Origin of the sequence: Mesorhizobium sp. M8A.F.Ca.ET.057.01.1.1 (genome assembly GCF_003952565.1) — a bacterium.
GTDB lineage: Bacteria > Pseudomonadota > Alphaproteobacteria > Rhizobiales > Rhizobiaceae > Mesorhizobium.
In genome coordinates this window covers 4,905,843-4,930,372 of sequence record NZ_CP034454.1, presented here as the reverse complement: position 1 = coordinate 4,930,372, position 24,530 = coordinate 4,905,843, and the positions used below count along the sequence as shown (strand labels likewise).

The 24,530-nt window shown below is 64.3% G+C and carries 26 protein-coding genes; 19 read left to right on the top strand and 7 right to left on the bottom strand.

The features are described 5' to 3' along the window. Window positions 1-91: 91 nt before the first annotated feature. Both EJ077_RS23510 and pcaQ read right to left on the bottom strand, forming a co-directional pair. Window positions 92-1,399, bottom strand: a complete 1,308-nt coding sequence (locus EJ077_RS23510) for an ABC transporter substrate-binding protein (RefSeq protein WP_208696688.1) — start codon at window positions 1,397-1,399, stop codon at window positions 92-94. A gap of 139 nt (window positions 1,400-1,538) precedes the next feature. Continuing rightward, window positions 1,539-2,456 (bottom strand): pca operon transcription factor PcaQ, encoded by a 918-nt coding sequence (gene pcaQ / locus EJ077_RS23505; protein ID WP_208696686.1) that lies wholly within the window; start codon window positions 2,454-2,456, stop codon window positions 1,539-1,541. A gap of 93 nt (window positions 2,457-2,549) precedes the next feature. On the opposite strand from pcaQ, the gene pcaD reads away from it, so the two are divergent. Genes pcaD through pobA form a run of 6 tightly spaced genes read left to right on the top strand, consistent with a single transcriptional unit; the run spans window position 2,550 to window position 7,365 of the window. Further along, window positions 2,550-3,359 carry a 3-oxoadipate enol-lactonase gene (gene pcaD / locus EJ077_RS23500; protein WP_208696684.1) on the top strand — a complete coding sequence of 270 codons (810 nt, stop codon included), beginning with the start codon at window positions 2,550-2,552 and terminating at the stop codon, window positions 3,357-3,359. Beyond that, the gene (gene pcaC, locus EJ077_RS23495) at window positions 3,352-3,762 is read left to right on the top strand and encodes a 4-carboxymuconolactone decarboxylase (RefSeq protein ID WP_208696682.1); all 411 of its coding nucleotides are present in this window, start codon (window positions 3,352-3,354) and stop codon (window positions 3,760-3,762) included. The genes pcaD and pcaC overlap by 8 nt, the downstream gene beginning before the upstream one ends. Continuing rightward, complete coding sequence (pcaH, locus tag EJ077_RS23490; RefSeq protein WP_208696680.1) at window positions 3,755-4,507, top strand: protocatechuate 3,4-dioxygenase subunit beta; 753 nt, start codon at window positions 3,755-3,757, stop codon at window positions 4,505-4,507. The genes pcaC and pcaH overlap by 8 nt, the downstream gene beginning before the upstream one ends. Then, a complete protein-coding gene (pcaG, locus tag EJ077_RS23485) occupies window positions 4,507-5,121 on the top strand; it encodes a protocatechuate 3,4-dioxygenase subunit alpha (RefSeq protein ID WP_208696678.1) in 615 nt (204 codons plus the stop codon). Before pcaH ends, pcaG begins: the two co-directional genes overlap by 1 nt. A gap of 19 nt (window positions 5,122-5,140) precedes the next feature. Continuing rightward, entirely contained in the window at window positions 5,141-6,193 is a 1,053-nt protein-coding gene (locus EJ077_RS23480; RefSeq protein ID WP_208696676.1) for a 3-carboxy-cis,cis-muconate cycloisomerase, read from the top strand. Further along, window positions 6,193-7,365, top strand: coding sequence for a 4-hydroxybenzoate 3-monooxygenase (pobA, locus tag EJ077_RS23475; protein ID WP_208696674.1), 1,173 nt, complete (start codon window positions 6,193-6,195; stop codon window positions 7,363-7,365). Before EJ077_RS23480 ends, pobA begins: the two co-directional genes overlap by 1 nt. Window positions 7,366-7,463: 98 nt before the next feature. On the opposite strand, the gene EJ077_RS23470 is transcribed toward pobA, so the two are convergent. The 4 genes from EJ077_RS23470 to EJ077_RS23460 are packed head-to-tail and all read right to left on the bottom strand — an operon-like array spanning window position 7,464 to window position 10,519. Then, entirely contained in the window at window positions 7,464-8,075 is a 612-nt protein-coding gene (locus EJ077_RS23470; RefSeq protein ID WP_245458517.1) for a carbohydrate ABC transporter permease, read from the bottom strand. Continuing rightward, window positions 8,072-8,326 (bottom strand): hypothetical protein, encoded by a 255-nt coding sequence (locus EJ077_RS32320; RefSeq protein ID WP_245458516.1) that lies wholly within the window; start codon window positions 8,324-8,326, stop codon window positions 8,072-8,074. Before EJ077_RS32320 ends, EJ077_RS23470 begins: the two co-directional genes overlap by 4 nt. Continuing rightward, window positions 8,323-9,213 (bottom strand): carbohydrate ABC transporter permease, encoded by an 891-nt coding sequence (locus EJ077_RS23465; RefSeq protein ID WP_208696671.1) that lies wholly within the window; start codon window positions 9,211-9,213, stop codon window positions 8,323-8,325. The genes EJ077_RS32320 and EJ077_RS23465 overlap by 4 nt, the downstream gene beginning before the upstream one ends. Before the next feature lie 13 nt (window positions 9,214-9,226). Next, on the bottom strand, window positions 9,227-10,519 hold the full coding sequence (locus tag EJ077_RS23460) for an ABC transporter substrate-binding protein (protein WP_208696669.1): 1,293 nt from the start codon (window positions 10,517-10,519) through the stop codon (window positions 9,227-9,229). A gap of 323 nt (window positions 10,520-10,842) precedes the next feature. On the opposite strand from EJ077_RS23460, the gene EJ077_RS23455 reads away from it, so the two are divergent. The 7 genes from EJ077_RS23455 (at window position 10,843) to EJ077_RS23425 (ending at window position 17,152) form a co-directional block, all read left to right on the top strand. Next, window positions 10,843-12,114, top strand: coding sequence for an extracellular solute-binding protein (locus EJ077_RS23455; RefSeq protein ID WP_208696667.1), 1,272 nt, complete (start codon window positions 10,843-10,845; stop codon window positions 12,112-12,114). Between the two features lie 48 nt (window positions 12,115-12,162). Next, window positions 12,163-13,095 (top strand): carbohydrate ABC transporter permease, encoded by a 933-nt coding sequence (locus EJ077_RS23450; protein WP_208696665.1) that lies wholly within the window; start codon window positions 12,163-12,165, stop codon window positions 13,093-13,095. Then, window positions 13,092-13,946 carry a carbohydrate ABC transporter permease gene (locus EJ077_RS23445; protein WP_208696663.1) on the top strand — a complete coding sequence of 285 codons (855 nt, stop codon included), beginning with the start codon at window positions 13,092-13,094 and terminating at the stop codon, window positions 13,944-13,946. The genes EJ077_RS23450 and EJ077_RS23445 overlap by 4 nt, the downstream gene beginning before the upstream one ends. 178 nt (window positions 13,947-14,124) lie before the next feature. Then, a complete protein-coding gene (locus tag EJ077_RS23440; protein WP_245458515.1) occupies window positions 14,125-14,682 on the top strand; it encodes a PIG-L deacetylase family protein in 558 nt (185 codons plus the stop codon). After that, a complete protein-coding gene (locus tag EJ077_RS23435; RefSeq protein ID WP_208696661.1) occupies window positions 14,679-15,554 on the top strand; it encodes an ROK family protein in 876 nt (291 codons plus the stop codon). Before EJ077_RS23440 ends, EJ077_RS23435 begins: the two co-directional genes overlap by 4 nt. Beyond that, window positions 15,551-16,321, top strand: a complete 771-nt coding sequence (locus tag EJ077_RS23430) for a GntR family transcriptional regulator (protein WP_208696659.1) — start codon at window positions 15,551-15,553, stop codon at window positions 16,319-16,321. Before EJ077_RS23435 ends, EJ077_RS23430 begins: the two co-directional genes overlap by 4 nt. Before the next feature lie 39 nt (window positions 16,322-16,360). After that, entirely contained in the window at window positions 16,361-17,152 is a 792-nt protein-coding gene (locus tag EJ077_RS23425) for a sugar isomerase domain-containing protein (RefSeq protein WP_208696656.1), read from the top strand. Window positions 17,153-17,194: 42 nt separating this feature from the next. Here the strand turns inward: EJ077_RS23425 and EJ077_RS23420 are convergent, their stop codons facing one another. Next, window positions 17,195-17,866: a FadR/GntR family transcriptional regulator gene (locus tag EJ077_RS23420; RefSeq protein WP_127277803.1), complete on the bottom strand. Its 672-nt coding sequence runs from the start codon at window positions 17,864-17,866 to the stop codon at window positions 17,195-17,197. Window positions 17,867-18,087: 221 nt separating this feature from the next. Between EJ077_RS23420 and EJ077_RS23415 the strand changes: the two genes are divergently transcribed. The 6 genes from EJ077_RS23415 to EJ077_RS23390 are packed head-to-tail and all read left to right on the top strand — an operon-like array spanning window position 18,088 to window position 24,509. After that, complete coding sequence (locus EJ077_RS23415; RefSeq protein ID WP_208696654.1) at window positions 18,088-18,966, top strand: fumarylacetoacetate hydrolase family protein; 879 nt, start codon at window positions 18,088-18,090, stop codon at window positions 18,964-18,966. Continuing rightward, window positions 18,963-19,742, top strand: a complete 780-nt coding sequence (locus tag EJ077_RS23410) for an alpha/beta fold hydrolase (protein WP_208696652.1) — start codon at window positions 18,963-18,965, stop codon at window positions 19,740-19,742. The genes EJ077_RS23415 and EJ077_RS23410 overlap by 4 nt, the downstream gene beginning before the upstream one ends. Window positions 19,743-19,794: 52 nt before the next feature. Then, a complete protein-coding gene (locus EJ077_RS23405; protein ID WP_208696651.1) occupies window positions 19,795-21,135 on the top strand; it encodes a metal-dependent hydrolase family protein in 1,341 nt (446 codons plus the stop codon). Between the two features lie 50 nt (window positions 21,136-21,185). Next, on the top strand, window positions 21,186-22,187 hold the full coding sequence (locus EJ077_RS23400) for a branched-chain amino acid ABC transporter permease (protein ID WP_208703104.1): 1,002 nt from the start codon (window positions 21,186-21,188) through the stop codon (window positions 22,185-22,187). Continuing rightward, complete coding sequence (locus EJ077_RS23395; RefSeq protein WP_208696650.1) at window positions 22,184-23,209, top strand: branched-chain amino acid ABC transporter permease; 1,026 nt, start codon at window positions 22,184-22,186, stop codon at window positions 23,207-23,209. Before EJ077_RS23400 ends, EJ077_RS23395 begins: the two co-directional genes overlap by 4 nt. Before the next feature lie 52 nt (window positions 23,210-23,261). After that, entirely contained in the window at window positions 23,262-24,509 is a 1,248-nt protein-coding gene (locus EJ077_RS23390; protein ID WP_208696649.1) for an ABC transporter substrate-binding protein, read from the top strand. Window positions 24,510-24,530: the final 21 nt, after the last annotated feature.

Sequence of the window (24,530 nt, the reverse complement as noted above, 5' to 3'; positions counted from 1 at the left end):
CTAGCGCGCCGAAGCGCTTGTGGATGCCGGCGGCGGCGAGAACAGCCTGTTGTTGCGGATGGGTCACCAGGCGGTCCTCGTCAGCGGTCCATCAGCCGTTGTAAGGCAGAAGCTTGGCTTCGACAGGCACTTTCGGATCGGTGGCGTTTTCGGTCACCACATAGTCGAGCGGGAATTTGCTGCCTTCCTTGGCTGCAATCCATTGCGTGCCGATGATCGGGCCGGGCGATACATTGGCCACCGGGCCGCCGGTGAAGTCGACCTTGCCGATCATGGTCTCGGTCTTGAGCGTGCTCAGCGCCTTGGCCACCGCCGCCTTGTCCTTGGCATTGGAGCTCGCTTTCAGCGCCTCGAAGCCGGCATCGAGCAGCGACATCGAGGCGCCGAGCTGCTGCGTCCACTGCTTGCCGCTCGCCGCCTCGTAGCCGTCGGCAAGCTCGGTCCCCGAAACACCGGTCAGCGGCGACTTGTAGGGAAAGGCCTTGTGCCAGTAGGCGGCGCTGGAAATCTTCACGCCGAGGTCGCCAAGCGCCTCGATGTCGGATGGGAACAGGCCGGTCTTGGCGACTTGGCAGATCTTGATCTGCTTGATCAGGCCTTGCTGGGCCGCCTGACGCCAGAAGGCGGCAAAGTCAGGCGGGATCGGGAAGGAGTTGAAGATCTCGACGCCCTCCTGCTTGAACAGCGCGATCTGCGAGGAATAATCGGTGGTGCCGGTCTCGTAGGCGCCCGGGTCGACGATGGTGAAACCCTGCTTGGCCAGCAACGGCGCGAGATGAGCGCGGATAGCGTTGCCGTCGGCGTCGTTCGGATACATGACGCCGACTTTCTTGTTGGTCTCGATCAGGTTCCACTGCGACACGTAGGCCCTGAAGAATTCGTCGACCCCGAAGCCGAAATGATAGGTCCATTTGAACGGCGAGGGCGCGCCGGGCTTGGCGCCGCGGCCGAAATACCAGGCTTCCCACGGCATGACCGTTGACAGGCACGGCACGCCGGCGGCTTCGCAGGCATCGGCCACCGGGTTGATGACCTCGGGCGTCGACACCGCGAGCATCAGGTCGATGGCTTGGTTGTTGATCAGGTCCTTGGCGAGCTGGCCCGCTCGGGAGGGGTCCGATTGCGTGTCCTGGTCGAGGATTTCCACACTGTATTTCTTGCCGCCGAGCTCGATGCCGCCGGCCAGCGCCTTGCGGGCGAGGTCGAGCACATAGCCGTCGGTCTCGCCGAAGCCGCCGAGCGGTCCGGTGCGCGGGCTGACGAAGCCGACCTTCAGCGTGTCGGCCGCCTGGGCGAAGGCCTTGCCGCCACCAAGCGCGAGCGCGGCCCCACCGGCCATTGAGGTGGCGATGAACTGGCGTCGCGAAATGCCGGGAATGCTACCGATAGAATGGGTCATGTGTTCCTCCCTCTGTGGCTCCTCCATCGCCACAGTGCACCAGCGTTTTGGTTCGGTAAAATGATATTTTGCGGCGTTTCATTAACCTCTGGGTTAGCAGATTATCGCTGAGACGAAGGACTGCCGACCGTTCACTGTCTCAGTTGCCCGGCCTTGCCGCCTCGCGAATGGTCTGCAACAGGATGGAAAAGGCGGGCGAGGGGGCGGTATCGGTGCGCATCGTGAGCCCAACCGGCCCCTTGGTTTCCTCGGTGTCGACGGGCAAGGCGACGAACGCGCCGCTCGCGATCTCGTTGGCCACCACGCCGGCCGAAATGATCCACACCGCATTGCTCTGCCGCATGAAGGCGCGGCCGAACGAATCCGAGACCGTCTCGATCTCGGTGGCCGGCGCGGTCATGCCGTTGGTTATGAACAGGCGATCGACAAAGGGCCGGATGACGGATTCCCGGGTCGGCATCAGCACCGGAAATTCGTCGAGGCTGGCGAAGATGTCGGCCCCCGGCTGCAGCAGCGGATGTCCGGCCCGCACCACGAACAGCACCTGTTCGGAGTAGAGATGTTCGAAGAAGAAGCCGGTCATGTTCTCGGGCGCCGCCAGCCGTCCGACGACGAGGTCGAGCGCGCCGATGCGCAACTGTTCAAGCAGAACGGCGTTTTCGCCGGTGACGATTTTGAGCGCGGCGCCGGTATTTTCCCGCAGGAACAGGCTCATGGCTCGCGGCATGACCTTCGCCGACACGGTCGGCAGAGCGCCGATGCGGATCGGATGGCGATTGACGGCGCCGTCCTGGCGCACGGAATCGACACCGCGCTTGAGAGCCGTTATCGCCGACCCGGCATGGCCGAGGAAAATCTCGCCAAGCCGCGTGACGCGGATGCCGCGCCCGTCACGCTCGACGACGGCGACACCGAGCGCGTCTTCCAGTTCACGCAGCGTCTTGGTCACCGCTGGCGCGCTGACATGCAGAAAATCGGCGGCGCGGGCCACGCTGCCCTGTCGCGCGACTTCCAGGAATGCCTGCAGGTGACGGAACCGGATGCGGCTCTCTGACATGAATTTGATAACCTCTGAGTTAAGGAAACGGCGCAAAATATCATTTTACCGAACCAAATGCCTTGTGCAATGTGGAGATGGAGGATCGAAATCGTGCCATTCGTCACCCTTGGCGGCATCACGCTGCATCACCGATACGTCGAGGCGAACGGCAGGACGCCACCGTTGGTGTTCATCAATTCGCTGGGCACCGACTTCCGCATCTGGGACGAAACTGTCTCGGCGCTCGATGGGGAAATGCCCTTGCTGGTCTATGACAAGCGCGGCCACGGACTGTCCGACATCGGCGACATCAGGTCGATCGACGATCATGTCGACGATCTCTCGGCGCTCATCGATCATTTCGGGTTGGAGAAGGTCGTGCTGTGCGGCTTGTCAGTCGGCGGCATGATCGCGCAAGGGCTCTATGCCAGGCGGCCGCAGATCGTCGAGGCCATGATCCTGTGTGACACGGCCCAGAAGATCGGTACCAACGACAGCTGGAACACACGCATTGCGACGGTCGAAAGCAAGGGCATTCAGGCCGTTGCCGATGGCGTGCTCGAAATGTGGTTCACCCCCGCCTTCCACGTGGTGCGGGAGGCCGAGCTTGACGGCTACTGGAACATGATGACCCGGCAATCGACCGCCGGCTATATCGGAACTTGCGCGGCGGTTCGCGACGCGGATTTCACCGAGGTGGCACGCCGCATCGCGGTGCCGACGCTCTGCATCGCCGGCGACCAGGATGGCTCGACACCTCCCGATCTCGTCCGCTCGCTGGCCGCTCTGATCCCCGGTTCGCGTTTCGAGATCATCCGCGACGCCGGGCACATTCCCTGCGTCGAACAACCCAAGGCGCTCACCGCCCTGATCCGCGGTTTCATCGCATCGCTTGCCCCTGGAGCACAAACCCATGGATGAAGTCCCCGGCAACGCGGCCAGATATCGCATCGGCCTTGCGGTGCGGCGCGCCGTGCTCGGCGATCCGCATGTCGATCGGGCCGAGGTCGCTGCCACCGATTTCGACCAGCCCTTCCAGGAACTGATCACCGAGGCCGCCTGGGGAACGGTGTGGGCCAGACCAGGCTTCAGCAAGCGCGAACGCTCGATCGTCACGCTGGCGCTGCTGGCGGCACTCGGCCATGATGAAGAGGTCGCTTTGCATGTGCGCGCCACCGCCAACACTGGTGCGACGCGCGAGGATATCTGCGAGGCCTTCCTGCATGTCGCGATCTATGCCGGCGTGCCGGCGGCCAACCGCGCCTTCAGGATTGCCAAGGAGGTGTTTGCGGAAATGGACGCGGACAAGGCTGCCCATGGCTGAGCCCGGCTCCAACCGGACGCCGGAAACCGGCGCCTTCTTCCAGCGCGACCGCCAATGGCACCCGCCGGCGTTCACGCCGAGTTACAAGAGTTCTGTGTTGCGTTCTCCACAGAAGGCATTGCTGTCATTCGACAACACGCTGTCGGAACTGACCGGCCCTGTGTTTGGCCATGCCATGATCGGTGAACGCGACAACGACCTGATCCACAATTTCGCCAGGCCGGGCGAGAGCGCCATCGGCGAGCGCATCATCGTCCATGGACGGGTGCTCGACGAGCGCGGCGTTGGCGTCCCCGGTGCGCTGCTCGAATTCTGGCAGGCCAATGCCGGTGGCCGCTACCGCCACAAGAAGGACGGCTATCTGGCGCCGCTCGATCCGAATTTCGGCGGATGCGGCCGCACCCTCACCGGCGAGGACGGCGCCTATGCCTTTCGCACTGTCAGGCCCGGTCCTTATCCCTGGCCGAATGGCCCGAACGATTGGCGGCCGGCGCACATCCATTTCTCGGTTTTCGGCCACGGCTTCGCGCAGCGGCTGATCACGCAGATGTATTTCGAGGGCGATCCTCTGATCTGGCGCTGCCCGATCGTCGGCGGCATTCGCGACAAAGCAGCCGTTGAAGCGCTGATTGCGGCGCTCGACATGCAATCGACAATCCCGATGGACGCGCTTGCCTACAAATTCGACGTCGTGCTGCGCGGGCGCCGCTCGACGCTGTTCGAAAACAGACCGGAGGGCAATTGATGGCGCAGTCGCTCGACCGGCCGAAGGAGAGTCCTTCGCAGACCGCCGGACCTTATGTCCATATCGGGCTGACGCCGAATTTCTGCGGCGTCGGCGGCGTCTATGTGAGCGACCTTGGCTCGGCCATGGTCAATGAGCGGACCAGGGGCGAGCGCATCGAGTTGCGCATTCGCGTGCTCGACGGCACCGGCACGCCGCTCAAGGACGCGCTGATCGAGATCTGGCAGGCGGATGCCGACGGGCTCTACAATTCGCCGGCCGAGATGCGCGGTGCCGCCGATCCGAATTTCCACGGCTGGGGCCGCTGCCCAACCGACATGGAAACCGGCCTCTGCACGTTCGGGACGATCAAGCCCGGCCGCGTGCCGTTCCGCGACGGCCGCCTGATGGCGCCGCACATCACGCTCTGGATCGTCGCGCGCGGCATCAACCTCGGTCTGCACACACGGCTCTATTTTTCCGACGAGGAAGAGGCCAACGTCGAGGACCCGATCCTGGCGCGTATCGAGCACCGCGTTCGGGTGCCGACGCTGATCGCCGAGCGCGAGGGCGACGCCTATGTCTTCGATATCCATCTCCAGGGGGAGAAGGAAACCGTCTTCTTCGACAGCTGATGGACGCAACGAGCAGAACATGACCGTATCGCCCTTCGACCATCCGCTGCTTTCGGGCCTGCTCGGCGACGAGGAGGCGGCGTGGCATTTTTCGGTGGAAGCCGACATTGCCGCGATGCTCGCCTTCGAGCGTGGGCTGGCCGAGGCCGAGGCCGACTGCGGCATCATCCCCAGGGAGGCCGCGGCAGCGATCGTCAAGGCGATTGCCTCGTTCCGGCCGGACACCGGCAAGCTGCGTGCTGGGGTCACCAAGGATGGGGTCGTGGTGCCGGAGCTGGTGCGCCAGATCAAACTGGCCGTCGGCGAACCGCATGGCGGTTCGGTCCATTTCGGCGCGACCAGCCAGGACGTCATCGACACCAGCCTTGTGCTCCGGCTGAAATCCATCGTCGAGCATCTCGGCCTGCTGCTGACCGAGACCATCATAAGGCTCGCCTCTCTGGAGGAACGCTTCGGGAAAAGGGCGCTGACCGGGGTGACCCGCATGCAGCCTGCGATTCCGATCAAAGTGGCGGATCGCCTGACAGCGTGGCGGGCGCCGCTGCAGCGGCACCAGGAGAGGCTGTCGCAACAGTCGGGGCGCCTGCTCGTCCTGCAGTTCGGTGGTGCCGCCGGCACGCTGGAAAAGCTTGGGGACAAGGGGCCGGCGGTGCGCGCCGCGCTTGCGGGCCAGCTCTGTCTTGCCGATACGCCGCAATGGCAGAGCCAGCGCGACGCGCTCGCCGACTTCGCCAGTTGGCTATCGCTGGTGACAGGCAGCCTCGGCAAATTTGGCCAGGACATAGCACTCCTGGCGCTGATTGGAACCGACATCGAGCTATCGGGCGGTGGCGGCTCGTCGGCGATGCCGCACAAGCAGAACCCGGTGAAGGCCGAAGCGTTGGTGGCGCTTGCTCGTTTCAACGCCACGCAGCTTTCCGGCATGCATCAGGCGCTGGTGCATGAGCAGGAGCGTTCGGGTTCCGCCTGGACCCTGGAATGGCTGCTGCTGCCGCAGATGGTGGTCGCCACCGCCGCATCCTTGCGCCTTGCCGCCGAACTGGCCGCGCAGGTCGAAAGTCTCGGCCACTGATGCGCACCCAAATCGTCATCGTCGGCTCGGGACCGTCCGGCCTGCTGCTCGGCCAGTTGCTCGCCACCATCGGCGTCGAGACCGTCATCCTCGAGCGGTCGAGCCGCGAGCATGTGCTTGGCCGCGTGCGCGCCGGCGTGCTCGAACAGGGCACGGTCGACCTGCTCGACGAAGCGGGCGCCGCGGACCGCCTGCATGCCGAAGGCCTTCCGCATTCCGGCATCTCGCTTGCTTTCGACGGACGGCTGCACCGCATCGATCTCACGGCACTCACCGGCGGCAAGCATGTCACCGTCTATGGTCAGACCGAGGTGACGCATGATTTGATGGACAAGCGCGAAGCGGCGGGACTGCTCACCGTCTATGAGGCAGCCGATGTCGCGCTGCACGATTTCGACGGCGCCGCGCCTTTCGCCACCTACGAGAAGGACGGCATTACTCACCGTATCGACTGCGACTTCATCGCCGGCTGTGACGGCTATCACGGTATGTCCCGCAAATCAGCGCCGGAGCGCGCGCTGAAAACCTTCGAGCGGCAATATCCGTTCGGCTGGCTGGGCGTGCTGGCCGAAGTGCCGCCGGCCGATCATGAACTGGTCTACGCCAACCATGAGCGAGGCTTCGCGCTGTGCTCGATGCGTTCGACGCACCGCAGCCGCTACTATGTGCAGTGCCCGCAGGACGACCGGGTCGAGGCATGGTCCGACGACCGCTTCTGGGACGAGTTGCGCCGCCGCTTGCCGGAGCGGACGGCAGCAGGGGTCACCACCGGGCCGTCCTTCGAGAAGTCGATCGCGCCGCTGCGCTCGTTCGTCGCCGAACCGATGCGCTTTGGCCGGCTGTTCCTGGTCGGCGATGCCGCCCACATCGTGCCGCCGACCGGCGCCAAGGGTCTCAACCTCGCCGCCAGCGACGTGCGCTATCTCTTTGCCGGTTTGTGCGACTTCTACCGCGAAAAATCCATGGCCGGCATCGACGCCTATTCGCAAAAGGCATTGGCGCGGGTGTGGAAGGCGGTCCGCTTTTCCTGGTGGATGACGACGATGCTGCATCGCTTTCCCGATACCGGCGATTTCGGCCAGCGCATCCAGGAGGCCGAGCTCGACTATCTCGTGCACTCGCGCGCTGCATCGACCGCGTTGGCGGAGAACTATGTCGGCCTGCCTTATTAGAGCCTGTTCCATCCCGTTGGATCGGCATGGGGCTCTATCTCTGTTTGAGCATGATCTTATCCGAAAACCGGTATCCACTTTTCGGGATCATGCTTTGGCTAACCCTTGATCGCCGAGCCGACGATGGAATCGACGAAGAAGCGCTGTAGGAAGACGAACAGGACGAGCGGCGGCAGCACGGCCAGCGTCGCGCCCGCCATCACCAGTCCGGTGTTGACCGCGCCCCTGTTGTAGCTCAACAGCCGGCTGAGGCTGATGACGATCGGATAGGCGTCGGCGTTGCCCTGCAGCACGGTGAGCGGCCACAAATAGCTGTTCCAGTGATAGACGAAGGCGAACAGCGCCAGTGCGGCGATCGCAGGCGCGACGCTCGGCGCCACGATCTTGAACAGGATCAGCAGCTCCGAGGCGCCGTCCATGCGCGCGGCGTCGATCAGGTCGTCGGGCACCCCGGCGATGAACTGGCGCATCAGGAAGATGCCGAACGCATTGGCGAAGTTGGGCACGATGATGCCGGCGAGGCTGGCGTCGAGGCCGATCGAGCCGACCAGGCGGTAGAGCGGGATCAGCGTCACGATCGGCGGCAGGAACATGGTCGCGATCAGCACCGAAAACAAAAGCGAGCGACCCGGGAAGTGGTATTTGGCGAAGGCGTAGCCGGCCATCATGCTGGTGACCAGGACGCCGGCCGTGGTGATCGAGGCGATCACAAGGGAGTTCCACATCGAGCGGCCGACATTGACGACACCCGAAACTTTTCATAGGCCTCGAGGCTCGGGGTATGCGGTATCCAGACCGGTGGCACCTGCATGCTCTCGGCCGGCGTCTTCAAACTCGACAGCACCATCCACACCAGCGGGAAGGCGGATGCGACGGCGGCCAGCAGCATCAGCGTCGCCAGCAGCGCCTTGCGGCCGGAGGCGCGCCTGCGCGGAAGCCAGCTCGACGATCCCGCGCTCATTCCTGGTCCTTTCGGTTGGCGAGTGCGAAGAGCGCGCAGACAACGATGATCAGCGACAGCATCAGCATGACAGCCATGGCCGAGCCCAGCCCGCCCTGCGCGCGTTCGATGCCGACGCGGCGAATGTGATAGGTCAAGACGTTGGTCGAGCCGACCGGCCCGCCCTGCGTGATCAGTGCCACCGGCTCGAACACTTGTACCGCGTTGATGATGGCGATGACGGCGCTGAACAAAAGCGTGCGCCGCATCAGCGGCAAGGTGATGAAGCGGAACTGCTCGAAGCGGTTGGCGCCGTCGAGCTTCGCCGCCTCGTAGAGGCTGCCGGGGATCTGCGTCAGGCCGGCAATCGCCAGCACGGTGAAATAGCCGACCTGCTGCCAGACGTTGAGGAAGACGATCGAGATCAGCGCCGAGCGCGGCGACGACAAGAAGGGCTGCGGTCCGACGCCGATCAGGCCGAGCATCTGGTTGAGCGGCCCCTCGTTCGGCGAATAGAGTTTCGACCAGACCAGGGCCACAGCGATCATCGGCACCATATAGGTGGAGAACAGCACCGTCCTCAGCGCCGTGCCGCCGGCGACATCGTGCTGGTAAACCATCAGGCCGAAGGCCACCGACAGCGGCAGGATCAGGATGACGGACAGTGCGGTATAGATCGCGGTGTTGGTCAGCGCGCTCTTGAAGTCGCGCCCGACCGAGGTCGGCCCGAAGATCTCGCGGAAATTGTCCAGACCGATGAAGCTGGCGCTGGAAAACGATGTCTGCGTCGACCAGTCCTGGAAGGACAGCCAGACGGTGAGCAGCATCGGCAGCAGGATGAAGATGCCGATAAGCGTCACGGCGGGCATAAGCATGATGCCCGCCGAGGCACGGTACCTCTGGATCATTACGGTCTGATCATTATTTGGCGGCGCGTTCCAGGATCGAGGTGGCGTCAGCCTGCGCTGTCGCCTGCGCATCCTTGGCCGAGACCTGGCCATACTGCAACGCCTCGATCGTCTGCTGCAGGGATTCCGAGAATTCCTGTCCGCCGGGCACCACCGGGAAGGGCTTTGCGTCGGCGAGCACGCTGACATAGCCGGACAGGAATTCCGAGCCGAGCTTGTCCTTGTGCGCGTCGATGTCGGAGGTGCGCGACGGCAGGATGCCCATCGACATCAGGATGTCGGACATGGCCGAAGCGCCGTTCTTGCCCGACTTCGGATTGTTGAGCCAGGCCAGGAAATCCCATGCCGCCTTCTGCTCGGCCTGGCCCGCATTGGCGTTGACCACGGTCATCCAGGAGTAGGAGATCGAATGCGGCTTGTCGCCGCTCGGGCCGACCGGGATGGGGGCCGTGGCGATGTCGGTGAACTTGTCGCCCATGCCGGTCTTCAGCGCGCTCTCCCACCAGTTGGCCATGATGATCATGCCGGTCTTGCCGGAGACGAAATTGTCGAGGAACGGGCCGGTGGTGTTGGCGTCGGCGGTCGCCATGGCCGGCACGCTGGCGCCGGACTTGATGAGGTCTTCATAAAGCTGGAACGTCTCGCCGGCCTGCTTGCTGTCAAGTGCGGGCTTGCCGTCCTTGACCAACTCGCCGCCATTGGAAACCAGCAGTGACGCGAAGGGATGGACGACGCCCGCGGCCCATGAATTGATCATGCCGAAGCCCTGTTGGCCGGCATCCTTGTTGGTCAATTTCCGCGCCGCGTCCTTGAACTCGTCCCAGGTCTTTGGCGGAGTGGTGATGCCTGCCTGCTTGAACAGCGCCTTGTTGTAGTTGAGCGCGTAGACGTCGATCTCGTTAGGGATGCCGTAGAGCTTGCCGCCGACCGATGCGGCGCTGACGACGCCCGCCGGCCAGGCGCTCTTGACCTCACTCGCAACCGCATCGGGGGCAGGCGCGACGAGTTTGTCACGGGCTAGTTCCGGCAACCAGAGATCGTAAATGCCGCCGATCGTCGGGCCGTCCGCGCCGCCGCCTTGGGAGCGAAGCGTGGTCAGGAGATCGCCGAAGGGCACGGCGCGCACGGTGACGCTGACGTCCGGATTGGTCTTGGCGTAATCCTTGGCCGCCGCTTCCAGCAGCGCCACCGTCTCGGGCGACCAGTGCGTCAGATAGGAGATGTTGACCGACTGCGCCCAGCCGCTGGCGGGCAGGATGGCAAGACCCGCGGCCAGTGCCAGTTTCGACGTCCAGGCAAACGACATCCTCATCCTCCACTTGAGCATAGCGATCACGATGACGTTATGACAACAGGAAGCGACGGCGCAAGGCCTGTTTGCGAAAAAAGCTGCATGCAGGACTGGCACGGATTTTTCCTTCGTCTCCAGAGTGAGCGATTTAGCCAATTAAAACAAGATATTGGAGGAGGTCATTGAATCCATCACCCGACGATGCCGCTCTGAAGGGAAAATGACACCTCTTGCGAACAACGCTATGTCGTTATAATGACTTTGGCCGAGCGAATGCTCTCTCGCGGCATCGAAGTGTCGCGGGACGCCAAGGACAGAGAAAAACGGGAGAACTGGCAATGAGCATGCTTTCATTTCACCGGCGCGCCGCGCTTGGGCTGATCGGCGGCCTTGCCGCCGCTTGCGCGGGCATCGTCACGACCCTGCCGGCACGGGCCGACAGCACGGTGACGCTGTGGAGCTGGCGCACCGAGGACGAGGTCGCCATGCGCCGCATCTTCGACGCCTTCGAGATCAAGAATCCCGGCATCAAGGTCAACATCCAGTTCACCCCGGATGCCGATTATCAGAACCGGTTGAGCACGGCGCTACGCGGCGGCCGCGGACCCGACATCGCACAGCTCAAGGCCTATGGCGAGTTGCAGCCTTTCGTCGATGCCGGCTATCTCGACGTGCTCGACGACAGCGTGCCGGAATTGAAGAACATGCCGGACGCCGCCCTTGGCGGCGCGCGCGGCCGCACCGACGGCAAGGTCTACGGCGTGCCCTATTCGGTGCCGATGATGGGCGTGTTCTACAACCAGGATATCTTTGCCGCGCAAGGCATCGAGATCCCCAAGACCTACAAGGATTTCGTCGCCGCCTGCGAGAAGCTAAAGGCGGCCGGCATCACTCCGATCGCAACCGGCGGCGCCAATGGCTCCGCCTGGGAGCTGGAGATCGGCGTCGGCGTTATTGGTCCGACCGTCTACGGACCCGGTTTCTACGACGAGATGATGACCGGCAAGGCGACATTCGAGGATCCTCGCTATGTCGCGGCACTGAAGCGCTTCGCCGAGCTGAAGCCCTATTTCCCCGATGGCTTCGCCGGCATCGACTACACCACTGCCACGCAGCAGTTCATCGGCGGCAAGGCGGCGATGTTCCTCGGCGGGTCCTTTGAGAACGGCAGTTTCAAGGCGCAGAACCCGAAGCTGAAATTCTCCATCTTCCCATTCCCTGCCGACGATGCCGGGGCAAAGCTCTATACCTCGGCCTTCTCGGACGGCTCTTATGGTCTCGTCTCCGAGAGTCAAAACAAGGAGGCTGCCACCAAGGTGCTGGGCTTCATGGCCTCGGCCGAATTCGCCCAGCTGTTCGCCGACGAGCTCGGCTGGCCGCCGGCCCGCACGGATGTCACCGTGAAGGATCCTGTGCTGGCGCAGATGATGGCGATGTCGAAGAACTCGACACCCTATCTGACGCTGGTCGGCTTCCGCTGGCAGTCGCCGACGGCCTCCTCGGTCTTGCAGTCGGAGATCATCGACATGGTCGAAGGCAACATCGCGCCGGAGAAGCTGGCCGCCGATATGCAGGCCGCCGTCGCCACCTGGTTCAAGCCGAAGCAGTGAGGAGCCGGGCCGGCCGCATCGCGGCCGGCCTCTCTCCGGACAGAACGCATGGCCAACCTTCACCGCACAAGCAGCCTGAAACGCACGCAGCAGCGCATGGCCGTGCTTTTCATCCTGCCGGCGCTGGCCGTCTATGCGCTCTTCGTCCTCTATCCCCTGGCGATGTCGCTGTGGGGCAGCTTCTTCATCTGGAAGGGGCTGCGCATGGTCGAGTTTGCCGGTCTGTCGAATTTCTCGCGGCTGTTCGTCTTCCCCAGTGGCGCGCGGCTCTACGGCGCGCTTTGGCACAACACCGCATGGTTCTTCGGCATCATGGTCTTCCAGAACGGCCTCGGCCTGTTGTTCGCGTGGCTGCTGTTCCTGCGCGACAGGGGCGCGGCCTTCTTCCAGTCGGTGTTTTTCTTTCCGGCGGTGCTGAGCCCGGTCATCGTCGGTGCGCTGTGGCGCCTGCTCCTGGCGCCCGGCGGCGTCGTCGAATGGGCGCTGAACGGGCTCGGCCTGCACCAGGGCAGCCTCACCGTGCTCGGCAACAGCCACACCGCGCTCGGAATGCTGATCGCCGTCGACGCCTGGAACTGGATGGGCTTGCCGGTGCTGATCTACACGGCCGGCCTGCGGCAGATTTCAGGCCAGATATTCGAGGCGGCGAAGCTCGACGGCGCCGGCAATGCGCGCATGCTGTTTTCGATCGCGCTGCCGCTTTTGATGCCGGCGCTGGGCACGCTGACGACGCTGTCGTTCATCAACACCTTCAACCAGTTCGACATCGTCTATGTCATGCAGGGCGTGCAGGGCAATCCGAGCTACGCGACCGACACGCTGGTGACCTATTTCTACCGGCTGGCCTTCGGCGCCGAGGGCGCTGTCGGTATCACGGATATCGGGCTGGCCCTGGCCTTGGGTACCGTGCTGTTCCTGATCCTCGGCATCGGCACGCTTCTGATGCTGCGCTTCTTCGATCGCCGCACGGTGCAGTTATGAGCGCGCCGACGATCCCGCACGGGACCTTTTCGCCAAGACTGGCGCGGCTGCCCGGCTGGGCTGTGCTGGCGGTCTGGACGGCGGCGGTTCTGCTGCCGCTCTACATCCTCGTCGTCTCCTGCTTCAAGACCACTGGGGAAATCTACGACAACCGACTCGGGCTGCCGCAAAACTGGGCATTCGACAATTTCGTCCGGGCGTGGACGCGCGCCGATCTCGGCCACAATTTCATCAACAGCCTGATCGTGACCGGCGGTGCGGTCATCCTCACCATCGTCGTCTCGGCCATGGCCGCCTATCCGCTCAGCCGCTACAGGCTCGGCTGGAACGCCATCATGCTCGGCCTGTTCCTGTCGGGCATCATGCTGCCGATCAGGCTGGCTTCGGTCGAACTGTTCACCTTGATGCGCAATCTCGGCCTGCTCGATTCGCTGACCGGGCTGATCCTCGTCTATTCGGCGATCCGCATTCCCTTCGCCGTCTTCATCTTCGCCAACTTCATGCGCGTGCTGCCCTCCGAACTCGACGAGGCGGCGCGCATGGACGGCGCCGGCGAGGTCCGCATCCTGTTCCAGATCATCCTGCCGATGGTAAAGCCGGCGGTGTCGATCGTCGCCATCTTCACGGCGATTGCCGTGTGGAACGACTTCTTCTTCCCGCTGATCTTCATCTTCGACGACCGCTACAAGACGGTGCCGCTGGCGATCAGCGTTTTCGTCGGCCAGTTCCGCACCGACTGGGGCCTGGTCTTCGCCTCGCTGGCGATCTCCATGGCACCCATCCTGATCATGTATTGTCTGCTCGCCCGCCAGATTCGCGAAGGCGTCGGCGCCGGGGGAGGCATGAAATGATCGAGGACAGGATCTACGCCGCCAAGTCCATCCTGGTTGTCGGCGCGCATGCCTTCGATGCCGAGGTGATCGCTGGGCCGCTGGCGGCGGCGGCCGTCAAGCGCGGCGCTTCGGTGAACTTCCTGCACCTGACCATGGGCGAGCAGGGGCATCCCTGCCTCATCCCGCGCATTACTGCGTGCAGAAGGAAAAGGAAGCGGGCAGGGCGGCTGAACGGCTTGGTGTCAAGGTGCGCAGCCTCGGGCTGCGCGACGCCTTCCTGCCGTCGGACGACGAGACGGCGCTCGATGTATGCGACGTCATTCGTGAACTCAAACCCGAGATCGTCATCACCCATTGGCGCGGCAGCTGGCACAAGGACCATCGCGCCGCCGCGCATCTGACGCAGACCGGCATCTTCTACGCCGCCCTGCCGACCGTTGTCAGCGACCACGCGGCACACACGCCGCAACTGCTCCTGTTCGGCGAGAACTGGGAGGATGATGACGGTTTTCGCCCAGAACATCTCGTCGATGTCAGCGACGGCTTCGAGGCCTGGAGCGAGGCGGTCAAGGAATACGAACTGGCGCGGGGCCTGAGCAGCTTTCCCTATGTCGACTACTACAGCGCGCTCTACCGGCTGCGCGGCTGCCTGCGCGGTACGCGTTACGCACAAGCCTTCGCGGCGGCGTCGCATTCGTGGAATGCCGGCAGCGGCCTGTTCGCGCCGCCGTTCGGCAAGGGGCCTGGCCGATGACGCGGGTTCTGGCCATCGATCTCGGCGGCACCAATCTGCGCGCCGCCGTCTTCACCGGCGACATCGGCGCGCTGGACATGCCGAGCCGCGAGCCGGCGCCGGCTAGCCTTGATGCGTTCGTCGCCCGCATCCAGACGCTGCGCGCTGGGGCCGGGGAGGTCGAGGCGCTCGGCATCGCGGTGCCCGGGCTCGTCGAAGGTGCCGTCTGCCGCTGGATCCCGAACCTGCCGTTTCTCGATGGCGTCGACGTCCAGGCCCTGTTTCCAGGCCTGCCCGTCGCGCTTGGCAATGACGCGCAGATCGCGCTGCTGGCGGAAGCCGTCGAGGGCGCGGCCAAAGGCATGTCGGATGCGATCCTGCTGGCTATCGGCACCGGCATCGGCTCCGCGGTGCTGGCCAACGGCCGCATCGTTGCCGGCGCGCATGGCGGCGCCTGCTCGTTCGGCTGGGCCTGCGCCGACATCAAGGATCATGGCAAGGAGCGCAGCGGCTGGCTGGAGCGCGTCGCCTCGGGCCGGGCGCTCGATGCGCTTGCCGGCCAGATCGGCCTCACCGATGGCCGCCAACTGATCGCCGCTGCTCAGGCAGGCGAACTCGCCGCGCAGACCTTGCTGGAAGTGCCGGCGCGGCGGCTCGGCACAGCGCTTGCCGGGGCCGTGGCACTTCTCGATCCGCAGGCGGTTCTGATTTCGGGGGGACTGGCCGAGGCGCTGGATATGATGCGCCCGCCGCTGCTCGCCGCGCTGCGGCGCCAGCTGCCGGCGCATCTGCGCGGCATCGAGGTCCGGTCTGGCCGGTTCGGTCCGGGCGCCGGTCTTGTCGGCGCGGCACTGGCGGGTCGCGCGGGGAAAGAGTGGAGACAGGTGCGATGAGCGAAGCGAGCTTCCAGCAGCCGGACCGCAGACGCCCGGAGCCGCTCTGGTATCAGGTCGAGGAGGCGATCCGCGCCATCGTCAAGAGCGGCGAATGGGCGACCGGCGACCAGATCCCGGCGGAAGACCGGCTATGCGCCCTGTTCGGTGTCAGCCGTATCACGCTGCGCCACGCTCTGCGCAATCTGGAGGAAGGCGGGCTGCTGCGGCGCGAGCATGGCCGCGGCACCTTCGTGCGCTCCACCACGCTGGTCGCCGGCACGCGCGAACTGACCAGCTTCACCCAGGAGATGGGCAATATGGGCGTGGTCGCCGGCTCGCGCCTGCTCGACTGCAGCCTGACGACTGCCAATGCGGCAGCGGCCGGCGCGCTGGAGATCGAGGAAGGCGATCCGGTGGTGCGCATCCGGCGTCTCAGGTTGGGCAACAACGAGCCGATCGGCATCCAGACGGCGCAGCTTTCGGCGGTGCGCGTGCCGGGGTTCCTCGACGCCGGCCTGCTGCAGGGTTCGCTCTACGAAGCGCTGGAGCGTCACTACGGCATCGTGCCGGTGGCCGCGCGGGAAAACTACCGTGTCGGTGCCGTGGGCGCGCCGGACGCCGACCTGCTCGACCTGCCCGCCGGCAGCCCCGCCTTCATCGTCGAACGCATCACCACGGATGAGCGCGGCCCGTTCGAATTCACCGTCTCCATCATGCGCGGCGACCGCTACGAAATCCGCTCGACGCTGCGCGCCGGGCGTGTCCCGTCGAACCCGCGAAGCTGATCCACCCTCCCAAGCAGACACTTAAACAGGAGTACCCACGTGTCCGATCTCTACATCCACCGTCTCGCCGCTCTCATCGACAAGGCAGCGAAAACCAACGAAGAGGCCTTCGGCCAGGCCGCCACCCGCTTCGCCGACTCGCTGGAAGGCGGCGGTCTGGTCCATCTCTACGGTTCGGGCCATTCGGTGCTGCCAGTGCAGGAAGTGTTTCCGCGCTACGGCAGCTATGTCGGCTTCAACCCGCTGACCGACCCGCGCGTGATGTGGCACAACGTGCTCGGCGCCGGCGGCGTGCGCGAGCTTCTGTGGCTGGAGCGGACTGAAAAATACGCCGAGAAATTCCTCGATCACCAGCCGCTCAACAAGGGCGATTCCATCATCATCTTCGGCCATAGCGGCCGCAATTCGTCGGGCATCGACACCGCGCTCTACGCGAAAAAACGCGGCATCTTCGTCGTCGCGGTAACCAGCAAGAACAATCTCGACAAGCCTGCCACGCATTCCTCCGGCAAGCGGCTCGCGGATGCGGCCGATCTCGTCATCGATACCTGCTCGCCGATCGAGGACGCCATCGTGCCGGTCGAGGGCTGGAGTCGTCCGGTGTCCGGTTCGTCGACGGTGCTCGCCATGATCCTGGCGCATGAACTGATTGCCCGCACCGCCGATCAGCTCGCCAAGCGCGGCATCGAATTGCCGGTCTTCGCCTCGCCGACGATCGCGGGCGTGACGCTGCACGACACCGACGTCATCTACGGTGTCTATCGCGAACGCATGCTGGAAGCACAGAAGAAGCACCTGCCGACCTTCCAGGCAACGATGCGCGGCGAGTAATATTGGGGGCGGGGGAGGCGCTGCCGCGCCTCCCCGGCGCGATCACCGCCCCAAAAGATTGCGCTCGACGGTTTTCAGATGCGCCAGCATGGCCTGGCTGGCGCTCTCCGGATCGCGGCGCAGCAGCGCGTCGAGAACCGTCTGGTGTTCACTGCAATAGATGCCGCGGCGCTCCTCGGAAAAGGAGCGCTTCTTCATTTCGAACCACGGTGCCTGATTGCGCAGGATGCGCATCAAATTGTGGATCTCCTTGAGGAATTCGTTGCGCGAGCAGGCGAAGATGCGGTGGTGGAACTCCGCGTCCCAGTGCTCGAAGGTCGGCATGTCCTGCGCTTCGCAGGCGATCTTGTGCGCCTCGCGCACCGCGTTGAGTTCCATGGCGCTGGCATTGGTGGCGGCGAACGATGCCGCCGCCGGTTCCAGCAACTGCCGGATCTCCATCATATCGGCCGGGCTGGTGCCTTCCATCCGGCCGACAACCGCGGCCATCGAGGCTGGATTGGTGGCGGTCAGGAAAGTTCCGCGCCCGACATGGCGCACCACCGTGCCGTCCTCCTCGAGGAAGGAAACGGCGCGCCGCACCGTGTTGCGCGCGACACCGAACTCACTCGCCAGATCGCGCTCCGGCGGCATGCGGCCATTCTCGATCCACTCGCCCGAGGAGATGCGTTTTTTCAGGACGGTGGCGATATCGTTGGCGACGAGCTTTGGCATGTCTGGCAACTTTTATCTGATCCGATACTGAACCACGCATATCAGCTTCTTGCGCCGCCGTCCATTGCGTAGCATCGGAGCGGTTCCACTGAAATTGGCATATCCTGGCCGGATACTTTTGGTGAGATCAACCGAGATTCCACTTGCGGCCTAAACCAATCGGCGATAGCGTGTAGCGAAAGAGCAAAAATTGGCTCAATATTGGTTCAGGGAGGAACTGGATGCGGGTCGCGACTTTTTCGATATCAGGCGAACGTCGCGTCGGTCTTGTCGACCTCGATGCCCAGACCATCGCGCCTTTCGATTTTTCGGTCGACCAAGCTAGGTCCGGCATCCTTGCGCTGGTCGAGCGCAATGGCGCCGGCATCCCGCGTACCTTGTCGCCGATCCCGATTGCGCAGGTCGAGATCGAGGCGCCGATCCCCCAGCCGCGCCGCAACATTTTCTGTGTCGGCAAGAACTATCACGAGCACGCGCATGAGTTCGCCCGCTCGGGCTTCGATTCCAGCGCCGGCGCCGGCGCGATCCCGAAACATCCGATCATCTTTTCCAAAGTCCCGGAATCAGTGGTCGCCAACCATGCGAGCGTGTTGATCGACCCCTCGGTGTCGACGGCCATCGACTATGAGGCGGAGCTGGCCGTCATCATCGGCAAGGGCGGGCGCGCCATTTCGAGGGAAGACGCGCTCGACCATGTCTGGGGCTACACCATCGTCAACGACGTCACGGCGCGCGATCTGCAGGGCAAATACAGCCAGTGGCTGATCGGCAAGTCGCAGGACACGTTCTGCCCGATGGGCCCCTGGGCGGTGACCAGGGACGAACTCGACCTGGCGACCGCCGGAATCAGGTGTTTCGTCAATGAGGACCTGCGCCAGGATTCCCGCATCTCGCTGCTGATCTTCGATATTCCCACCATCATCGCCACGCTGTCGCAGGGCATCACGCTGAAGCCCGGCGACATCATCGCCACCGGCACGCCGGTCGGTGTCGGCATCGGCTTCGATCCGCCGAAATACCTGAAGGCTGGCGACGTCGTGCGCATCGAGATCGACGGCATCGGCACGCTGGAAAACCGCTTCGCGGAGCATGCACGATGACGACGGTGACGGTTGGCCAGGTCATTGCCGAAACTGTCGGCGAGGGGGCTGCCGTGGCGATGATCCACGGCCTCGGCGGCACCTCCAACATGTTCCAGCCGCAGATGGCGGCATTGTCCGGCTATCGCGTCATCCGGCTCGATTTGCCAGGCTCCGGCCGTTCGCCGCGTCCGATCGAGCCCCTGACCATCGAAGGCATGAGCGAGGCGGTGATCCGCGCCTTGGCCGGCATGGGAGTCACGTCAGCGCATTTCGTCGGCCATTCGATGGGCACCATCGTCTGTCAGCAGATCGCGGCGGCGCAGCCTTCGCTGGTTAAGTCGCTCGCCCTGTTTGGGGCCTTGGCCGAGCCGACCGAAGCGACACGGCAAGGGCTCGGAAAGCGGGCGCAGCTGGCGCGCTCGGGCGGTATATCAGACATAGCCGACCAGATCGTCGCCAACGCGATCTCGGCACACAGCAGGGAAACCTCGCCGGCGGCAGCCGCCTTCGTGCGGGAATCGATCACGAGGCAGGATCCGGAATCCTATGCCCGCACCTGCGAGGCGCTGGCCAAGGCGACCGCCGTCGATGCGCGCCGGATCTCGGCGCCGACACTGCTGGTCACCGGCGATGCCGACACGGTCAATCCGCCCGGCGTTGCCCAGGCGCTTGCCGATAAAATCAAGGGCGCCGTATTCTCTTCGCTGGATCGGTGCGGACATTGGGCAACGGTCGAGAGCCCGCGCGAAAGCAACCAAAAGCTCGCTGATTTTTTGAGACGGGTTGATAGGTGAGGAATTCTGATCGGGCGTAAACTTATGCGCTCGGCAAGTTGGGAGGCTTGTGATGGCAGACGACAGCTGGAACGGCAACGGCTCGGGCAGCACGCTGTTCACCAATGTGCGCGTGCTCGACGCGTCAGGTGAATATCCCTACACCGGCGAGGTGCTGGTGCAGGGCAATCGCATCAAGCAGATCACCAAGGGTTCGTCGCGCTTCGGCTCGTCCTCGTCGTCCTCCTACAGCGGTGGTGCCGCGGGGGGAGCAACTATCATCGACGGCATGGGCGCGACGCTGATGCCCGGCATGATCGACGCGCACCTGCACCTGTCCTGGAACAACGCGCCCGGTATCGATCCCATCCAGATGATGGAGGTCGAGGAGCACATGCTGGTCACCATGGAGATGGCCAAGCTTGTGCTCGACGCCGGCTTCACCGCCGGCCGGGGCGCTGCCGCCGCCAAGCCGCGCCTCGATGTCGTGGCGAAGAAATTCATCAACCAGGGCCGCTTCCCCGGACCGCGCTATCTCGCGGCGGGTCCCGAGATCACCACGGTCGGCGGTCTCGGCGATTCAGCGCCCTCGCACATTCCGCATGAGGGGCTGAACCTCGGCCTCGTCGTCTCCGGCCCCGAGGAAATCCGCCGCACCGTCCGCCAGCTGATCAAATACGGTGTCGATTCCATCAAGCTCAACCTGTCCGGCGAGAGCATCACCGGCATGGGCGCCGAGGAGACGCCGATGTCGGAGGAGGAGGTTGCCATGGCCGCCTCGGAAGCCCGCTGCCGCAACAAGGTGCTGTCGGCGCATGCGCGCTCGTCCGGCTCGGTCAAGCAGTGCGTGCGCCACGGCATCCAGAACATCTATCACGCCTCCTTCGCCGACGAGGAAGCGCTCGACATGCTCGAGGCGGTCAAGGACAAGCATTTTGTTGCGCCCGGCATCGCCTGGCTGATCAACACCGCTCGCCATGCCGAGCAATGGGGCATCAAGCCCGGCTCGCCACTTTCGCTCGAATATGAGCGCGAACTCGAAATGTGCGTCGAGACGATGAAGAAGATGCATAGGCGCGGCATTCGTGTGTGCATCGGCGGCGACTACGGCTTTGCCTGGACGCCGCAAGGCACCAACGCCAAGGATATCCAGACTTTCGTAGAAATGCTCGGCTTCTCGCCGATGGAAGCGATCCAGGCCGGCACCAAATATGGCGGCCAGATCATGAACATGGGCGACGAGCTCGGCCTGATCAAGGAAGGTTACCTCGCCGACATCCTTCTCATCGACGGCGACCCGATCTCCGACGTGCGCATCCTGCAGGACAAGAACCGCATCCTCGCCATCATGAAGGACGGCAAGTTCCACAAGGCGCCGCGCATGAACGAACAGCGCCGGCGGCTGACGGCATGAGCCTGCTCGACCAGCCATCCTCGTCGTCCGGGCTGTCTTCGGGCGATGGCATGACGCCGGGGCAAGCGTGGGGCCTCGTTGGCCTGCTCGTCGCCGCTGTCATCGCATGGCTGGTCTTCGCCGTCTGGCCCGATTGGCTAAATGCGATCCTGATTTCGAAGAAGGCCTTCGTCAGCGCCATCCTCAACGGCATTACGCTCGCCGGCCTCTATTTCCTCGTCGCCTCGGGCTTCACGCTGATCTTCGGCCTGATGCGCAACGTCAATCTCGCGCATGGCTCGCTCTATCTGCTCGGCGCCTATATCGGCTACGAGGTCACCAACCGCACCGGCTACTGGCTGCTCGGCGTCGCTGCCGGCTTCGCGGTGCTGGCCATCGTTGGCGTCGTCATGCAGGTCTTCGTGTTCCGTCGCCTCGAAGGCGACGACCTGCGCCAGACCCTGGTCTCGATCGGCATCTCGATTGTCGCCGCCGACCTGATGCTGGCGGTGTGGGCCGGCGGCACTTACCAGATCACCACCCCGGAATGGCTCGACGGCGCCTTGACCTTGCCTGTCATCACGGCGGTGCGTTCCAACGGCGCCTCGGTCTTCCTCACCTATCCGCTTTACCGCGTCATCGTGCTGGCGGCGGCGATCGTCATCGGTGTCGGCCTCTGGCTGATGCTGCACAAGACCCGCGTCGGCATGATGATCCGCGCCGGTGTCGACGACCGCGCCATGCTGCAGGCCTCCGGCGTCAACGTGCATGCGGTGTTCGCCATCGTCTTCGCGGTTGGCGCGGGCCTCGCCGGTTTTGCCGGCGTCGTCGGAGGGTCGGCACTTTCGGTCGCGCCTGGCGAGGACGTGCGCTACCTCCTGGCGTCGCTGGTCGTGGTCATCGTCGGCGGCATGGGCTCGATCACGGGAGCGGCCATCGGCGCGCTGCTCATCGGCCTCGCCGAGCAGATCGGCCTCGTCTATTTCCCTACCTACGGCATCGTGCTCACCTTCGTCATTATGGTGGTGACGCTGGCGGTCCGGCCGCAAGGCATCATGGGGAAGGCTAGATGAGCCTCGCCATCGCCACGGACGGCACGACGCAGCGGAACTGGCTGGAGAAGATCGGCGCCGGCCACATCATTCTTGGCGTCGCGCTGGTGCTGTACCCGCTCGTGGCGTCGGACTTCTTCCTGACCCAGATCGGCGGCTATTCGCTGATCTTCGGCATGCTGGGCCTCTCGCTTATGCTGCTCGCCGGTTATGGCGGCATGGTCAGCCTGGCGCAGATCACTGTTGCCGGCATATCGGCCTATGCCATCGCCATCCTCGGCAACAACAATTCCAATATCCTCGGTTTCGGCTGGCCTTGGTGGCTGGCGGTGCCATTCGCCGTGCTCGCGGCGGCGCTGGCGTCGGCGCTGATCGGCTGGATCTCGGTGCGCACCGAGGGCATCTACACCATCATGATCACGCTGGCGATCGCCACCGCGACCTACTATTTCGCGCAGCAGAACTACACCATTTTCAACGGCCATTCCGGCTATGCCGGCATCCGCGCGCCGGCCTTCTGGGGCATCGGCTGGCGCGACGCGAAGCCCTTCTACTATCTTTGCCTCGCCTTGGCGGCGCTGTCCTACGCGGCGGTGCTCTACGGCTCCCGCTCGACCTTCGGCATGACGCTGCAGGCCATCCGCGACAATCCGCGCCGCATGCGCGCGCTCGGCTACCATGTCACCGCGCACAAGGTGTTCGCCTGGCTGCTCTCCGGCGTCATCGCCGGTCTGGCCGGTGTGCTGCTGGTCTGGTTCAACGGCCGCGTCTCGCCCGGCACCATCGGCGTCGACGCCGCGATCGACGTGCTGATCATTGCCGTCATCGGCGGCCTGCGCCACCCGATCGGGCCATTCCTCGGCGCGCTCGTCGTCGTCCTGATGCAGACCTTCGCCATCGACATCGTCGGCGCCGAGCGGTTCAACACGCTGATCGGCCTGGTGTTCCTGGTGATCGTCTTCGTCTCACCGGACGGAATTCTTGGGTTGTGGGGGAGGATCAAGCCACATCTTGCCCAAGAGTCCTTGCGTCCCGGCCCCTAGCGACCGGGATGGAATGAACCACTGCAAAACGAAATCAACGGGAGGAAAAAACATGAGGATGCATAGACGTACCTTACTGGCGCTCGCGGTGTTCACCGGGCTGACCGCGCCGTCGATGGCGCTAGCTGCCGACGACACCGTCAAGATCGGCCTGCTCGCCACCTTCGAGGGTCCGTTCACGGTGCTCGGCGAGGACGGCGAACGCGGCGCCATGACCGCGGTCGAAGAGATGAAGGGCATGGTCGCCGGCAAGAAGATCGAGATCGTCAAGGGCTCATCCGACGCCTCGCCCGACAGCGCGGTGCGCGCGGCGCGCAAGCTGGTCGAACAGGACGGCGTCAAGGTGCTGGTCGGCCCGCTGTCGGGCGACGAAGGCATTGCCGTCAAGGACTATGCCAAGACGCAGCCGAACGTGACCTTCATCAACGGTACGTCGGCCGCGCAGGACACCACTTTGCGCAATCCGGCGGAAAACTTCTTCCGTTTCTCCACCGACGGCGCGCAGTGGATGGCTGGCCTTGGCACCTATGCCTTCAAGGACAAGGGCTACAAGAAGGTCGCCACCGTCGCCGAGGACTATTCCTTCCCCTACACGCAGGTGTTCGGCTTCATGGCCGAGTTCTGCAAGGCCGGCGGCCATGTGCCGTCGAAGTCGTGGGTGCCGATCGGCAACAAGGATTTTTCGTCGGTCATCGCAGCCATTCCCGAGGACGTCGATGCGATCTATGTCGCGCTCGGCGGCGCCGACGCCGTCAACTTCCTGACCCAGTACCAGCAGGGCGGCGGCACCGCGCCACTGATCGGCGGTTCGATCACCGTCGACCAGACGGTGCTGACCTCGAAGGGCAAGCTGAAGGACGTGCTCAAGGGCACGCCTTCGGCCGGACCGACCGCAGACACCAATGACGCGCCGGCGTGGAAGACATTCGTCGAGGCCTACAAGAAGCAGCCTGGCGCCTTTCCGTCGCCCTCGCTCTTCGCCCATGGCTACTATGTCGACATGAAGGCGACATTGCTCGGCCTCGACCAGGTCGGCGGCGATGTCTCCGACGGCGGCAAGAAGCTGCGTGACGCGCTGTCGAAGCTCTCCTTCGACACGCCGACCGGCAAGGTGTCGCTCGACAAGAACCGCAACGCCATCGCCGACATCTTCCTGACCGAGGTCACCGAAGGTGCCGACGGCAATCTCCTCAACAAGCTGGTCAAGGTCGTGCCGCAAGTCAACCAGACGCTCGGCATTCCCGAAGACGAGTTCATGAAGCTCGGCGCGGTCAACCGCGACAATCCAAGCTGCCCGTAACGGCCGAAATCGAATGCAGCC